This is a genomic window from Lancefieldella rimae ATCC 49626, from assembly GCF_000174015.1.
Classification (GTDB): Bacteria; Actinomycetota; Coriobacteriia; order Coriobacteriales; family Atopobiaceae; genus Lancefieldella; species Lancefieldella rimae.
Window position 1 is genome coordinate 510,317 of sequence record NZ_ACFE01000001.1, and the last position, 14,499, is coordinate 524,815.

The following is a 14,499-nucleotide window of genomic DNA, read 5'->3' on the forward strand; positions in this document are numbered from 1 at the left end:
TTCTTAAAGCATTGCTGCACGAAGCAAAACTATTTGGTCTTTTTGCCTTCTGCCTGTGCATCGAGACGTACAACCTGAGAAAGCAGGTCATCAAGCGAGCCAAGATCTTCGTTGATGATATCCGAATCAAGGTTATCGGTATTGCTGCTGCCAATAAGCTCAAGGTCAGAGTCTTCATGCGTTGCCGGAGCAGCCGTACCAAGCATCAACCCTCCGTCAGCATCCGGCGAGAAGACCATGTTAAGCAGCTGAGAAAGATCCTCAGCGTCGGCCTCGTCCTCATCGGGCTCAAGGATGTAGAGAAGATTGCGAGCATCGAGACCTTGACGGAGCTCTTCGATTGCCTTGGAGCCAATTCCGTCAATACGGAGAAGGTCTTCTTCGGTCTTGCCAATCAGATCCCCAACCGTCTCAATACCAACCTCGGAGAACTTATTGGTCCAGCGCTGGGAAACCCCAAGGTCGTCAAAGAGGTACAGCTTGGCATCCTCACTTGAAAGGGTGCGCCCGTTCTTCGAGAAAATGCTCCCGTTGCCGTATTCGTCGCCAACCCAATCAAGCTGCTTTGGAAGCTTCTCTTCAATATCTTTAAGGCTCTGTGGCGCCCAATCCGGCAACACCTTCGCCCTATCGGAAGTGGGTCCGTCAATCTTAGTACCGTGATAGGTAAGTTCAACGTCGCTGTACGCGGAAAGTCCGGTACCTGCAGGAATCTGCTTACCAACGATGACGTTGGACTTGAGATCCAACAGGTGATCGACATCGCCCTCAATGGCGGATGACGTGAGAACGCCTGCGGTACGGATAAACGAAGCGCTGGAGAGCCAAGAGTCAATGGAGCTTGCAACCTTTAAGGTGCCCAAAATGGCAGGCTCGGCCTCAGGCGGCGTACCGCCGGCAAGCGTGATATTCCTGACCGTATCCGCAAAAACATACCGGTCAACGTACTGTCCCAGCAGATACTGAGAATCGCCGGGGTTCGTAACCTGAACGCGACGAAGCATCTGACGGGCAATAACCTCAATGTGCTTGTCGTTCAGATCAACGCCCTGTGACGTGTAGACGTCTTTAACGGACTCGACAAACGTATGCATCGTGGATTCGATGTCAGTAAGCTTACGCAGCAAGCGGAAGTTAACAAAGCCGCGCGTGATTTGATCGCCTGCACGAACTTCCACGCCCTCCTCAATGTCAGGCATGAAACGAACGGAAGCAGGAACGCGCCACTCCTCAAGAATGCGGGAGTGATCTTCGCTGTCAACAATCCGAAGCAGATATTCGGTCGTCTCCGGCGTAATGAGAAGCGTGCCCGAAACAGGAGCGAGGTCGGCCTCACGACCGAGGATCTTCTCGTTAACATTACCGACAACGTCGAACATACGAGCGACCGTCGGGAGACCCTGCGTAATATCCTCGGCACCGGCAACACCACCGGAGTGAATGGTACGCATCGTAAGCTGAGTACCCGGCTCGCCGATGGACTGAGCGGCAATAACGCCGACAGCCGTACCGATATTGACCGGACGACGGGTAGAAAGATCCCAGCCGTAGCACTTCTGACACACGCCATATTTGGACTTGCAGGTAAGCAGCGCACGGAGGCGAATCTTCTTCAAACCGTGCTCAATAAGCTTCTTCAGATCGTCAACAGACTCTACGTAACCGCCGGCTGCGATAAGAACTTCGCCGGTCTTGGGATCGCAAACGTCCTCAAGCGTGCAACGGCCTACGAGATCGGCATCAACGGAGCTCTGACCGGGCTTAATAATGGGATAGGTAATTGCCTCATCGGTACCGCAGTCCTCCTCGCGCACAATGACGTCTTGCGCAACGTCAACAAGGCGGCGAGTCAGATATCCTGAGTCAGATGTGTGAGAAGCCGTATCGACAAGACCCTTACGTGCACCATAGGTTGAAATGAAGTACTCAAGTGGCTCAAGGCCTTCACGGAAGTTTGCCTTAATGGGAAGGTCGATGGTCTCACCGGACATATCAGCCATGAGTCCACGCATACCAGCCAGCTGGCGAAGCTGTGTCTTGGAACCACGGGCGCCCGAATCGGCCATCATGTAGATGGGGTTATTCTCTGCAAAGCCCTCAAGCATCTCAGAGCCAAGCGTATCGGTGCACTCCGTCCACGCATTAACAACCTCGGTGTGGCGTTCGCGCTCGGAAAGGAAGCCATCCTCGTAGTACTCGTTAATCTGATCGACGCGCTTCTGAGCCTCAGACAAAAGCTGTGCCTTATTGTCGGGAATGACTGCGTCCCACACGGAAACGGTCAAACCGGCAATGGTGGCATAGTGGAATCCCGTTGCCTTAATGGCGTCAAGGATCGGCTCAACGTCTGCCATCGGGTAACGATCGCAGCAATCATTGACCAACATGCCAATATCGGATTTCACCATCTTGTAGTTAATGAACGGGTAATCCTCGGGCAGACATTGACGGTTAAAGATGATGCGACCAACCGTTGTCTCAAAACGCTGAGGATGCTCGGATACGTCCAAATCCTCAAACTGGCCGCGGCCACACATAATGCGGAAGATTGGATGGCCGTTCTCGTCATGCGCGTTCGCATCGGCCGAGCTTACACGAACGACAACCTTCGCCTGAATATCCTGGTCGGGATTTGTGTCAATGGCGAGAAGCGCATCGTTAAAGCTTGCAAACGTCAGCGTCTTGTCTTGCTCGCCGGACTTTTCCGAAGTAAGGAAGTACACACCGAAAACCATATCCTGAGAAGGTACGGTAAGCACCTTACCGGATGCGGGACTACGCAGGTTATTGGACGAAAGCATGAGTACGCGAGCCTCAGTCTGTGCCTGAGTGGAAAGGGGCACGTGAACCGACATCTGGTCGCCGTCGAAGTCAGCGTTAAACGGAGCGCATACCAACGGGTGAAGGTGAATTGCCTTACCTTCAACAAGAACTGGCTCAAACGCCTGAATGGACAGGCGGTGAAGCGTAGGTGCACGGTTCAAGAGTACCAAACGATTCTGAATGACCTCATCAAGGACGTCCCAAACCGCAGGAAGACCACGGTCAATGGCGCGCTTCGCACCCTTGACGTTTTCAACCTTATGCAGCTCAACCAAGCGGCGCATCACAAACGGCTTAAAGAGCTCAAGCGCCATGGCCGACGGAAGACCGCACTGGTGCAACTTCAGATGCGGGTCAACGACAATGACGGAACGGCCGGAATAATCGACGCGCTTACCCAGAAGGTTCTGGCGGAAGCGGCCTTGTTTGCCCTTGAGAGCCTCGGCAAGAGACTTCAAAGGACGGCCTCCCCTGCCGGTTACCGGACGGCCTCGACGGCCGTTGTCAAAGAGGGCATCGACGGATTCCTGAAGCATGCGCTTCTCGTTGTTGACGATGATTGCCGGAGCATCCAGATCAAGCAGACGCTTCAGGCGGTTATTGCGGTTGATAACACGACGATACAGATCGTTGAGGTCAGATGCCGCAAAGCGACCGCCGTCAAGCTGAACCATAGGACGAAGATCAGGCGGGATAACGGGAATGACGTCAAGAATCATGTTAGCGGGATCGTTTCCGCCCTTAAGGAAGGCATCAACGATCTCAAGACGCTTGATGGCCTTCTCGCGCTTTTGCTTTTGAGAATCCTCGTTGGCGATAATGGCGCGGAGCTCCTCGGCCTCTTTGTCCAAATCAACACCACGGATAAGCTCGCGGATTGCCTCGGCGCCCATACCACCCTTAAAGTAAATGCCATAGTAGCGCTTAAGCTCGGAGAAGAGCCCTTCATCGGTGATGAGTTCACGAGTCTCAAGCTGCATGAACTTCTCGTATGCCTCGCGACGAAGAACCTTCTCTTCCTCGTACTCTTCTTCAAGATCGGCAATACCGGCACGAATTTCATCCTCAGAGAGAGGCTCGAAGTCATCAAACTCCTCGCCGGCAGGCTTTCCCTGCTCTTTGAGACGCTCAATTTGATCGTCGCGCTCGGCATCAAGCTCTTCAAGATCCGCTGCCAGCTCTTCGCGCAGGTCTTCAGCGTCAGCCTCTCGCGCTTCGGTATCGACACTCGTGACGATATACGACGCAAAGTAGAGAACCTTCTCAAGGTCTTTGCTCTTGATGTCAAGAAGACGCGCAAGTGGGAAACTTGTAGGGCTCTTGAAGTACCAAATATGGCTTACCGGAGCGGCAAGCTCAATGTGGCCCATACGCTCGCGGCGAACCTTGGCGGTTGTCACTTCAACGCCGCAGTTTTCGCAGACAATGCCCTTAAAGCGAATGCCCTTGTATTTGCCGCAATTACACTCCCAGTCCTTCACCGGTCCAAAGATCTTCTCGCAGAAAAGACCGTCACGTTCCGGTTTCAAGGAGCGGTAGTTGATGGTCTCAGGCTTTTTTACCTCACCATGGGACCATTTGCGAATATCTTCAGCAGACGCCAGGGAAATCTTAATGGCGTCAAAATCAGTGGAATCGAAATCTGCCACAGTCGCTACTCCTTATCGGTGGTCGCGTCGCCTACAAGTGCTGCTACATCATCGTCAGCCTGAGACGGATCGGCATCAAGTTCGTTTGCTTCAAGCCCGGCAAGAACATCAAAGGTCTTCTCACTCGAATCCTCGGTGGACTTGTGAGTCTGCTCGTTGCGCTTGCGATATGAAATTGGCTCAATGTCCAGGGCAAGCGAGCGGATCTCTTTGACCAGAACCTTGAAGGATTCCGGAATGCCTGCCGTAGGAATGTTTTCTCCCTTGATGATGGACTCGTAGGTCTTCACACGTCCATTGGTGTCGTCAGACTTAACGGTCAAAATCTCCTGGAGAACGTTGGCGGCACCATATGCATACAGTGCCCAAACTTCCATCTCACCAAAGCGCTGACCGCCAAACTGAGCCTTACCGCCCAACGGCTGCTGAGTAACCAGCGAGTATGGACCGGTTGAACGTGCGTGGATCTTGTCGTCAACCATATGACCAAGCTTCAGAATATAGGAGCAGCCAACCGTAATGGGACTCTTGAATGCCTCACCGGTACGACCATCATAGAGGGTGGTCTTGCCGCGTCCGTTAAGCTGGGGAATAAACTCCTCACGCATATGCTCGCCATACTCCTGCTGAGCCTTATTAAGCATGTTGATGTTGGTACGACGGACAATCTCCGCAACGTCTTCATCGGTTGCACCGTCAAAAAGCGGCGTGGACACGGGGATGGGTCCGGGCACATAGCGCTTGGAGTCTGCATCATCGTCGTCCCAGCCATGAGCGGCACCCCAGCCGAGGTGGCACTCAAGCAACTGACCCACGTTCATACGGGAAGGAACGCCCAATGGGTCGAGAATTACGTCGATAGGCGTACCGTCCGCCATATACGGCATATCCTCAACAGGCAGAACCTTACAGATAACGCCCTTATTACCGTGACGACCCGCGATCTTATCGCCCTGCTGAATCTTTCTGCGCTGCGCAATGTAGACGCGAACCAGCGTATTGACTCCTGGAGGAAGCTCATTGCCCTTCTCGTCAGAGCCTTTGTCTTTGCGGTCAAAGCGTACAACGTCAACGACACGGCCATATGAACCGTGGGGGACGCGCAGCGAAGTATCACGGACATCGTTGGACTTGTTGCCAAAGATGGCGCGCAGAAGCTTTGCCTCCGCCGTCTCAGATGTCTCGCCCTTTGGAGTGACCTTACCAACAAGGATGTCTCCGGGGCCAACCTCGGCGCCAATGCGGATGATACCGTCTTCATCAAGGTTGGCGAGCATGTCCTCACCAACATTGGGGATCTCTCGCGTAATCTCTTCGGAGCCGATCTTAGTATCGCGTGCGTCAATCTCGTGACGAGAAATGTTGACGGACGTGAGAAGATCTTCCTGCATAACGCGCTCGGAAACGATGATGCCGTCCTCGTAGTTGTAGCCTTCCCACGGCATATATGCCACGGTAAGGTTCGCGCCAAGCGCCAACTCGGAGTGATCGACGGAAGGACCGTCCGCAAGCGGCTGACCCTTCTCTACCAAGTCGCCCACTTTGACAATGGGACGATGGTTGATGCAGGTAGATTGATTGGAACGCTCATACTTAGGAAGATCATACGTCTCCGAACCGTACTCATCCGAATACACGGTTACATGAGCGGCGTCTGCCTCGGTAATCTCGCCCGCATGTTTTGCACAAATAAGCTCTCCGGAATCAAGAGCCGCTCTGGCCTCCATGCCGGTACCAACGTATGGTGCATGAGAGCGAATCAGAGGCACTGCCTGACGCTGCATGTTTGCACCCATGAGCGTACGCTTTGCATCGTCGTGCTCAAGGAACGGAATCAGGTTTGCCGCAACGGAAAGAAGCTGTCGCGGAGATACGTCCATGCGATCAACGTCTTCAACGGACACCTGTGCGGGAGCACCAAAAGAACCGTCGAAGTCGCGCGTACGTGCAATGACACGATCAGCATTGACTACCTTGCCGGAATGGTCAATCTCAACAAAACGGCCGGTTTTAGGATCAATGGGCGTATTTGCCGGCGCAATGATGTGGTTTTCTTCCTCATCTGCCGTCATCCATACGATCTCATTGGTAGCCTTGCCACCTGCGACCTTACGATACGGAGCCTCGATAAAACCGTACTCATTGACGTGCGCATACAGTGCCAGCGAGCCGATAAGACCGATGTTGGGGCCTTCGGGAGTCTCGATGGGGCACATACGAGAGTAGTGTGAGTTGTGGACGTCGCGGACAGCCGTTGGTACGTTGGTACGGCGGCTAGAACCTGACTTGTGACCCGCAAGGCCTCCCGGACCAAGCGCTGACAAACGGCGCTTGTGGGTAAGACCGGCCAGAGGGTTTGATTGATCCATAAACTGAGACAGCTGAGAAGAGCCAAAGAACTCTTTAATGGCTGCCACAATGGGACGAATATTAATGAGGGTATCAGGTGCAATATCATCGGGATCCTGAGACGCCATGCGCTCACGAACCACACGCTCCATACGGCTCATACCAATACGGAACTGATTTTGAACAAGCTCGCCTACGGTACGCACACGACGATTACCAAAGTGGTCGATGTCGTCAAGATGCTTTGTCTCATCACCTGCATGAACCGCAAGCAAGAACTGAAGAGCAGCGACAATATCTTCATCGGTTAAAATGCGCTGATCTGCAGCTATCTCAAGACCAAGCTTCTTGTTAATCTTATAGCGACCAACGCGAGCCAAATCATAGCGCTGATGATGAAAATACAGGTTGTTAATCAGTGTGCGAGCGGAGTCAACGGTTGGCGGCTCACCCGGACGCTGACGGCGGAACACCTCAAGAAGAGCATCTTCTTTCGTGGTTGCCGTATCGCGCTCGATGGTATTGCGCACGACGTCAGAATCTCCAAGAAGCGAAAGAATTTCATCGTCGGTAACGGCAATGCCCAGCGCGCGAAGGAAGATTGTTGCGCTCATACGACGCTTGCGGTCAATGGAGACAACCAAATGCCCGCGCTTATCGATTTCAAACTCAAGCCATGCACCACGTGCAGGAATGAACTGGGCATGGTGTACCAGTATGCCATTATCCATTTCTGCCGAGAAGTACACGCCAGGAGAGCGAACAAGCTGAGAAACCACAACGCGCTCGGTACCGTTGATGATAAACGTACCGCGCTCGGTCATGAGAGGAAAGTCACCCATATAGATGAGCTGTTCCTTTTTCTCGCCCGTCTCCTTGTTCAAGAAGGTGATATCCACCATAAGCGGAGCTTGATAGGTCATATCCTTGGCTCTGCACTCGGCAATAGAGCTGATGGGGTCACCAAATTGGTGGTCACCAAAGACAACTTCCATCGTGCCGTTATTGCTCTCGATCGGTGAAAATTCTGAGAAGGACTCTTGCAGTCCCTCACCCATGAAACGCTCAAACGACTCCCGCTGAACCTCAATGAGGTTAGGAAGTGGCATAGCTTCTGGGATTTTACTAAAGGTCCTACGGCCAGTCTGTGCCTGGGGTGTAGTCAGTGCTACATTCTTTGCGTTAGACACCAGGTTGTCCTCCTTCAAAGGGTGGAAGGTGGCAATTATCGCAACCTAATAATTTAGTCAAGTGTTGTTTTTCCGTCAATAGAAATACTTGATTTCTTGCAATATATTCGCTATCTTATTGCTTTTGAAAATTCACCTGCGGTTTTACATTTCCCCATATATTTTATGTCTCAAGATTTGTGTAGAAATTGTGGAGAATTACATCGAACCTTTTACTGTGCGCGTAGCAAAACCGAACACGTAACAAAACCGTACACATCCATACACATAGCAAAAACCGTACACGCAATAAAAAAGAGGCTGGGTTCATCCCCAGCCTCTTTATTGTTAGACCATATATGCGAGAAGATCTTCTCGCAAAAGCCTTGTAAATCAGCGTTTAAGCACTGTTTACTTAAGGGTAACGGTAGCACCGGCCTCTTCAAGCTTAGCCTTAGCAGCCTCAGCGTCATCCTTCTTTGCGCCCTCAAGAACAGCCTTAGGAGCACCCTCGACGACCTCCTTTGCCTCCTTGAGACCAAGGGAAGTGAGCTCACGGACAACCTTAATGACGGCAATCTTGTTGGCGCCAAAGCCCTCAAGAACAACGTCAAAGTTGGTCTTCTCCTCAGCGGCACCCTCGGCAGCGCCACCGGCTGCGGGAGCAGCTGCAACTGCGACAGGAGCAGCAGCGGAAACGCCGAAGACATCCTCAAGCTCGTGAACGAGCTCAGAAAGCTCGAGTGCGGGCATCTCTTTCAGGGCCTCAATAATCTCATCTTTAGTGACAGCCATGTCAATTCTCCTTTTAAAGTGCGCGTGCGCGCATGTTTTGAGCACAGACGAATGTTATGCGCTCATATCGACTACGTACAAAACCGCGTATTGCGGCTCACTGCATGATGCGACCTACGCCACACTACGCAGCGTTTTTCTGATCTGCAACTGCAGAAAGTGCGGTAGCAAGAGCCCGTGCGGGACCTGCGGTAACCTGAGCAATACCAGAAAGCGGGCTTGCTGCAACAAAGACAAACTTTGCGATAAGTTCCTCGCGAGAAGGAAGATCAGCATACGCCTTAGCGCCGTCTGCACTCAGAGCCTGTCCGTCAGCAATGCCACCAAGGAATTCAAGCTTCTTGAGCTTCTTTGCCTCTTCCTTGATAACCTTTGCCGCATCAACAGGATCGTTCTCAAAGAATACATATGCACAGGTACCGGCGAGCATGTCGTCAATCTCTGGCATACCGGCATTCTTAAGAGCAATCTTGACGATATTGTTCTTGTACACCTTCATCTCGGAGTGAGCGGCGCGAAGTGCGCGACGAAGCTCCTGAGTTTCCTTAACGGAAAGACCACGATAATCGATGACAAAAACGCCCTTTGAGTTCTCCAAAGATGCGGAGATCTTCTCGAGCATATCAAGCTTATTCTGTGCTGGCATTCAATACACCTCCTTTATCCATGTATCGGGCACGAGCGCCACGTGGTTGGCCCTCTACATGAACTCCTCCATGAAAAAGACCCCACTTTGCAACCAAAGCGGGGTCTGAGGATTCTATCTTCAAGACCACCTCGGCAGGCGGGTAATCCCTTTAAGTCTGTTTCCAGACACCGGCTGTCTTTGGCAGCGAACGTGCAACTACAAGACGAACATCTTGCGCTAGTCATTCTCGCACGACAACCTCTCGTGCGTCAAGTCAAAATCTTGCATCATCATCTGATGTGATATCCAGGCTATGCTTTTTCTTTCTGCCATTCTTGCGACCTGTGAGGTAAATCCGTCGACCTGTGATGTACTTCTTGCGACCTGTGATGTACTTTTCTGCTTCAAAACAGGAGGCTGTGAGGTACATTTAGCGAGAAAACCGGTCTTCTCGCCATAAAAAAGTACCTCACAGCTCTGCAAAAGTACCTCACAGCTTTTTAAAAGTGCATCACAGGTCTGTGGAGGCCCATAGAATAGAGGTCCATAGAAAAGCGAGGCCCGAAAATCCGGACCTCGCCTGTTCCTGCCCTATGACGTTGTTGAGCAATATGCCCAGTACAACTTAGTCCTCCATAAAGTTACGAACTTTTGTGGAGTCAACCTTAATGCCAGGGCCCATCGTAGAAGAGATAACAACGGACTTGACGTACTTGCCCTTAGCAGACGAAGGCTTCACGCGAAGAATCTCGGTTAACAGTGCGCCATAGTTCTCAACAAGCTGCTGTACCTCAAAGGAAGCCTTGCCCATAGGAACATGGCAGATACCGTAACGGTCAGCGCGATACTCAACACGACCGGCCTTGAGCTCGGAAACCATCTTTGCAACATCCATGGTTACCGTACCAAGCTTGGGGTTAGGCATAAGACCACGGGGTCCAAGGATGCGACCAAGCTTACCGACCTTACCCATCATCTGAGGGGTTGCGATAGCTGCATCAAAATCAAGGTTGCCCTTCTGAACGGCCTCGACAAGCTCATCGCCACCCACGAGATCAGCGCCGGCAGCCTCCGCTTCACGGGCCTTCTCGCCCTCGGCAAAGACGGCAACTCGTACGCTCTTACCGGTGCCGTGAGGAAGTGAAATTGAACCGCGAACGTTCTGATCGGCTTTACGGGTATCGACACCCAAACGAATGGCAACCTCTACGGTTTCATCAAACTTTGCGCTCGCAAGCTCTTTGGCAAGGGTCATTGCCTCTTTGGGGCTGTAAAGCTTTGCGCGCTCAACCTTAGCAGCTGCGCTTGTGTAATTCTTTCCGTGCTTTGACATATCCATACCTCCTGTGGTCAACGGGCGTCCGCCCTCCCACATCACGGCCATACCTTTATATGGCCACCTTCAGAGAAGCATCAAGCCGGCGAGAATTACTCGCCGGCGAGAAAACAAACTACTCGGCAATGGTAACGCCCATGGAGCGGGCAGTACCGGCGACAATCTTCTTTGCGGCCTCAATGTCATTCGCATTGAGATCCGGCATCTTGATCTCAGCGATCTTAGTCAGCTGCTCATCGGTGAGCTGGCCTACCTTGTCGCGCTGAGGAACACCCGAGCCGCTCTTAAGCTTAAGTTCTTTTTTAATAAGCTGAGCCGCCGGTGGTGTCTTGGTGACAAAATCAAAGGAACGATCTTCGTAGACAAAGATCTCAACAGGAATGATATCTCCTGCCTTATCCTGAGTAGCAGCGTTAAATGCCTGGCAGAACTGCATGATGTTGACCTGAGCGGCACCAAGAGCAGGTCCTACGGGAGGCGCTGGATTTGCCTGACCAGCAGGGATTTGAAGCTTTATGAAGTTAACGACCTTTTTAGCTGGCATGTTACTTCCTCCTGAAATAACTCATTTCGCAATTTATCGTCGCGCTTTTCCCGAGAAGCAATCCTCAATGAGGCAGGTCAAGCGGATGTACCTTTGTTCTCGTACCGACAGTGGTACTCGTTTGTTAGTCTTTGACGGAAATCTGATCAAGCGTTAGCTCAACCGGAGTTTCGCGGCCAAAGATGGTGAGCATGACCTTAATCTTGCCAGACTCAGCATTGACCTCAGACACGATACCGTCAAAGTCTGCAAGCGGTCCGGAAAGAACATGTACCGACTGCCCGACTTCAACATCAGTGGTAACGCGCTTAAGGGTTGTTGCGTCAGCCTTACCGCCGGAACGACGCATCATTTTATTGAACTCTTCACGGCGAAGCGGAGACGGCTTACCGTCAACGCCTAAAAAGCCGGTAACGCCCGGAGTATTGCGTACGACGGACCATGTGTTATCGTCAAGCTCCATACGTACCAAAACATAGCCCGGATAGAACTTGACTTCTTTTGTGGAGGTCACGTCCTTCTCGCCACGCTTTTTAACTTCCGTAACCATCTCGCCTGGAGCCTGAACGTCCACAACGGCATCCTGAAGGCCATAGGCCTCAACGCGATGCTCAAGATCGTTCATGACTTTGTTCTCATATCCTGAATAGGTATGAAGAACATACCAGCGTTTTGCCATGCTTATCCCCTTAGTCCTGTAAATCTGACAAGGCCGGCAACGATACCGGTATCCACCAGAAAGGTCATCAGACCAAAAAAGACAACCATGCAAATAACGGCAAGTGACCAGTTGGCCAGTTCAGGCTTCGTTGGCCATACCACACGGTGCATCTCTGTGCGAACACCACTGAAATAGTTCTTGATTCGTCCGAAAAAGCCAGGGTTGCTCTTGCGCTCAAGCGCTTTTTCCTGTTTCGCAGAGCTAGCCTTTGCAACTTTAGCAGCCTTGACCTCAGCAACAGGGGCAGCCGAAGCCTGTACGGCTTCACGTTGTGCACGCTGTGCAGCACGCGCCTTACGGACACTCCTCTTGTTACGCTCTCGGTTTGCCATCCCTTAATCTCCTTCGGGGTCTTTCTTACCCAAGCAAACATACAAACCGGCCTTCCCGTACGGGTAAGGCCGGTGGTTTAATCTGGCAGGCCAGGAAGGACTCGAACCCTCAACAAACGGTTTTGGAGACCGCCGCTCTACCATTGGAGCTACTGGCCTAAATTTGACCCACTAGCCTAGCGAGTCTCACGGTGTACCGTGTGCTTGTGGCACCACGGGCAGTACTTCTTCAACTCCATACGATCGGGGTTGTTGGACTTGTTCTTATCCGTAGTGTAATTACGACGCTTGCACTCAGTGCAAGCGAGAGTAACGAGTGTGCGCATTATTCCTCCTGAACACGGTCACGTGCTGATCTAAAATGTGACGCGGCTGATAAGTCTATTACCTAGTAGCACTCCGTGTCAACCAGAATCCGATATTCATAAAAAACCCGGCACCCTTAAGGGCACCGGGTCAGTGAAAACATTACCGATTACGGTGCTGTCTACTCAATAATGGTAGAGACACGACCGTCGCCGACGGTGTGGCCACCCTCGCGGATAGCAAACTTAAGACCGGTCTCCATAGCGATTGGGTGGATAAGCTCGCAACCAACGGTGATGTGGTCGCCAGGCATAGCCATCTCAACCTTACCACCATTTGCATCGGTGAGCTCATAGATGTCACCGGTGACATCGGTGGTGCGGAAGTAGAACTGAGGACGATAACCGGAGAAGAACGGTGTGTGACGGCCGCCTTCGTCCTTGGTAAGAACGTAAACCTCACCAGTGAACTTCTTGTGTGGAGTAACTGAACCAGGCTTGCAGAGAACCTGACCGCGCTCAATATCCTCACGCTTAACGCCACGAAGAAGAATACCGACGTTATCGCCAGCCTCGCAGAAGTCCATGGTCTTACGGAACATCTCAATGCCAGTAGCAACAGACTGCTGAGTAGGCTTGATACCAACAATCTCAACAGGCTCATTGAGCTTAAGCTCACCGCGCTCAACACGGCCGGTAGCAACGGTACCACGACCAGAAATGGTCATGACGTCCTCAATTGCCATCAGGAATGGCTTCTCGTTGTCACGAGCAGGTGTTGGGATGTAAGAATCAACGGTGTGCATGAGCTCGCGGACGGACTCCATCCACTTCTCTTCTCCGTTAAGAGCACCAAGAGCGGAGCCGCGGACGATAGGAAGATCGTCTCCGGGGAAGTCATACTCGGACAGAAGGTCACGGGTTTCCATCTCAACGAGGTCAATGAGCTCTTCGTCATCAACCATATCGCACTTGTTCAGGAAGACGATGATGTAAGGAACGCCAACCTGACGTGCAAGAAGAATGTGCTCGCGGGTCTGAGCCATAGGACCATCGGTAGCAGCAATAACGAGGATTGCGCCGTCCATCTGAGCTGCACCGGAAATCATGTTCTTGATGTAGTCTGCGTGACCTGGGCAGTCAACGTGAGCGTAGTGGCGCTCCCATGTCTCATACTCAACGTGAGCAACGGAAATGGTAATACCACGCTGACGCTCTTCGGGAGCCTTATCGATGTTCTCGAAGGCGGTAAAGTCTGCCTTGCAGCCCTCGGTCTCAGAGAGAACCTTGGTGATTGCTGCAGTAAGGGTAGTCTTACCGTGGTCGACGTGACCAATCGTACCGATGTTTACGTGTGGCTTAGAGCGGTCAAACTTTTCCTTGGCCATTGCCAATCCTCCTTCTGGAACTAACCCTCGGGCTAGACCGTGGTGAAACTTCTCTGTATATTCCAACAGTATACCCACATTACTGTACATACACTGCAAAGAATCTGGTACCGGTGACTGGATTCGAACCAGTGACATCGCGGGTATGAGCCGCGTGCTCTAACCAGCTGAGCTACACCGGCATCGGTGTATACCTAAAAATACAAATGGAGCCCGCGACCGGATTTGAACCGGTGACCTCTTCGTTACCAACGAAGTGCTCTACCGACTGAGCTACACGGGCGTGGTGGGGATACTTGGACTCGAACCAAGGAACCCAGAGGGAGCGGATTTACAGTCCGCCGCAGTTGCCGCTGTGCCATATCCCCATTTGCTCTTTTCAGGCACTTACCACGTGATATAAGAAGGATTAATTCCTGTCTCTCACCTCGTAAGCGGGAAAATAATACGTTGCTTCCCC

10 protein-coding genes, 4 tRNA genes and 1 other annotated feature are annotated in these 14,499 nt (G+C 52.1%); all 14 genes read right to left on the reverse strand.

The window, feature by feature from the left end; translation table 11 throughout:
• Positions 1–29: 29 nt before the first annotated feature.
• Positions 30–4,472 (reverse strand): DNA-directed RNA polymerase subunit beta', encoded by a 4,443-nt coding sequence (locus ATORI0001_RS02430; protein ID WP_003148828.1) that lies wholly within the window; start codon positions 4,470–4,472, stop codon positions 30–32.
• Positions 4,473–4,477: 5 nt separating this feature from the next.
• The gene (gene rpoB, locus ATORI0001_RS02435) at positions 4,478–7,930 is read right to left on the reverse strand and encodes a DNA-directed RNA polymerase subunit beta (protein WP_237755889.1); all 3,453 of its coding nucleotides are present in this window, start codon (positions 7,928–7,930) and stop codon (positions 4,478–4,480) included.
• Positions 7,931–8,401: 471 nt separating this feature from the next.
• Complete coding sequence (rplL, locus tag ATORI0001_RS02440) at positions 8,402–8,785, reverse strand: 50S ribosomal protein L7/L12 (protein WP_003148381.1); 384 nt, start codon at positions 8,783–8,785, stop codon at positions 8,402–8,404.
• A gap of 124 nt (positions 8,786–8,909) precedes the next feature.
• Positions 8,910–9,431: a 50S ribosomal protein L10 gene (gene rplJ / locus ATORI0001_RS02445; RefSeq protein WP_003148360.1), complete on the reverse strand. Its 522-nt coding sequence runs from the start codon at positions 9,429–9,431 to the stop codon at positions 8,910–8,912.
• Between the two features lie 64 nt (positions 9,432–9,495).
• Positions 9,496–9,633, reverse strand: a sequence feature (ribosomal protein L10 leader region).
• A gap of 405 nt (positions 9,634–10,038) precedes the next feature.
• Positions 10,039–10,746 carry a 50S ribosomal protein L1 gene (gene rplA, locus ATORI0001_RS02450; RefSeq protein WP_040324491.1) on the reverse strand — a complete coding sequence of 236 codons (708 nt, stop codon included), beginning with the start codon at positions 10,744–10,746 and terminating at the stop codon, positions 10,039–10,041.
• Between the two features lie 118 nt (positions 10,747–10,864).
• On the reverse strand, positions 10,865–11,293 hold the full coding sequence (rplK, locus tag ATORI0001_RS02455) for a 50S ribosomal protein L11 (protein ID WP_003148290.1): 429 nt from the start codon (positions 11,291–11,293) through the stop codon (positions 10,865–10,867).
• A 124-nt stretch (positions 11,294–11,417) separates the two neighbouring features.
• Positions 11,418–11,972 (reverse strand): transcription termination/antitermination protein NusG, encoded by a 555-nt coding sequence (nusG, locus tag ATORI0001_RS02460; RefSeq protein ID WP_003148516.1) that lies wholly within the window; start codon positions 11,970–11,972, stop codon positions 11,418–11,420.
• 2 nt (positions 11,973–11,974) lie between these two features.
• Positions 11,975–12,346, reverse strand: coding sequence for a preprotein translocase subunit SecE (secE, locus tag ATORI0001_RS02465; protein ID WP_003148788.1), 372 nt, complete (start codon positions 12,344–12,346; stop codon positions 11,975–11,977).
• Between the two features lie 83 nt (positions 12,347–12,429).
• Positions 12,430–12,505 (reverse strand) — tRNA-Trp (locus tag ATORI0001_RS02470).
• Positions 12,506–12,522: 17 nt separating this feature from the next.
• Positions 12,523–12,672: a 50S ribosomal protein L33 gene (gene rpmG / locus ATORI0001_RS07715; protein WP_012809261.1), complete on the reverse strand. Its 150-nt coding sequence runs from the start codon at positions 12,670–12,672 to the stop codon at positions 12,523–12,525.
• A 161-nt stretch (positions 12,673–12,833) separates the two neighbouring features.
• The gene (tuf, locus tag ATORI0001_RS02475) at positions 12,834–14,039 is read right to left on the reverse strand and encodes an elongation factor Tu (protein WP_003148632.1); all 1,206 of its coding nucleotides are present in this window, start codon (positions 14,037–14,039) and stop codon (positions 12,834–12,836) included.
• Between the two features lie 105 nt (positions 14,040–14,144).
• Positions 14,145–14,221 (reverse strand) — tRNA-Met (locus ATORI0001_RS02480).
• Between the two features lie 25 nt (positions 14,222–14,246).
• Positions 14,247–14,322 (reverse strand) — tRNA-Thr (locus tag ATORI0001_RS02485).
• A gap of 1 nt (position 14,323) precedes the next feature.
• A tRNA-Tyr gene (locus ATORI0001_RS02490) sits at positions 14,324–14,407 on the reverse strand.
• Between the last annotated feature and the right edge of the window lie 92 nt (positions 14,408–14,499).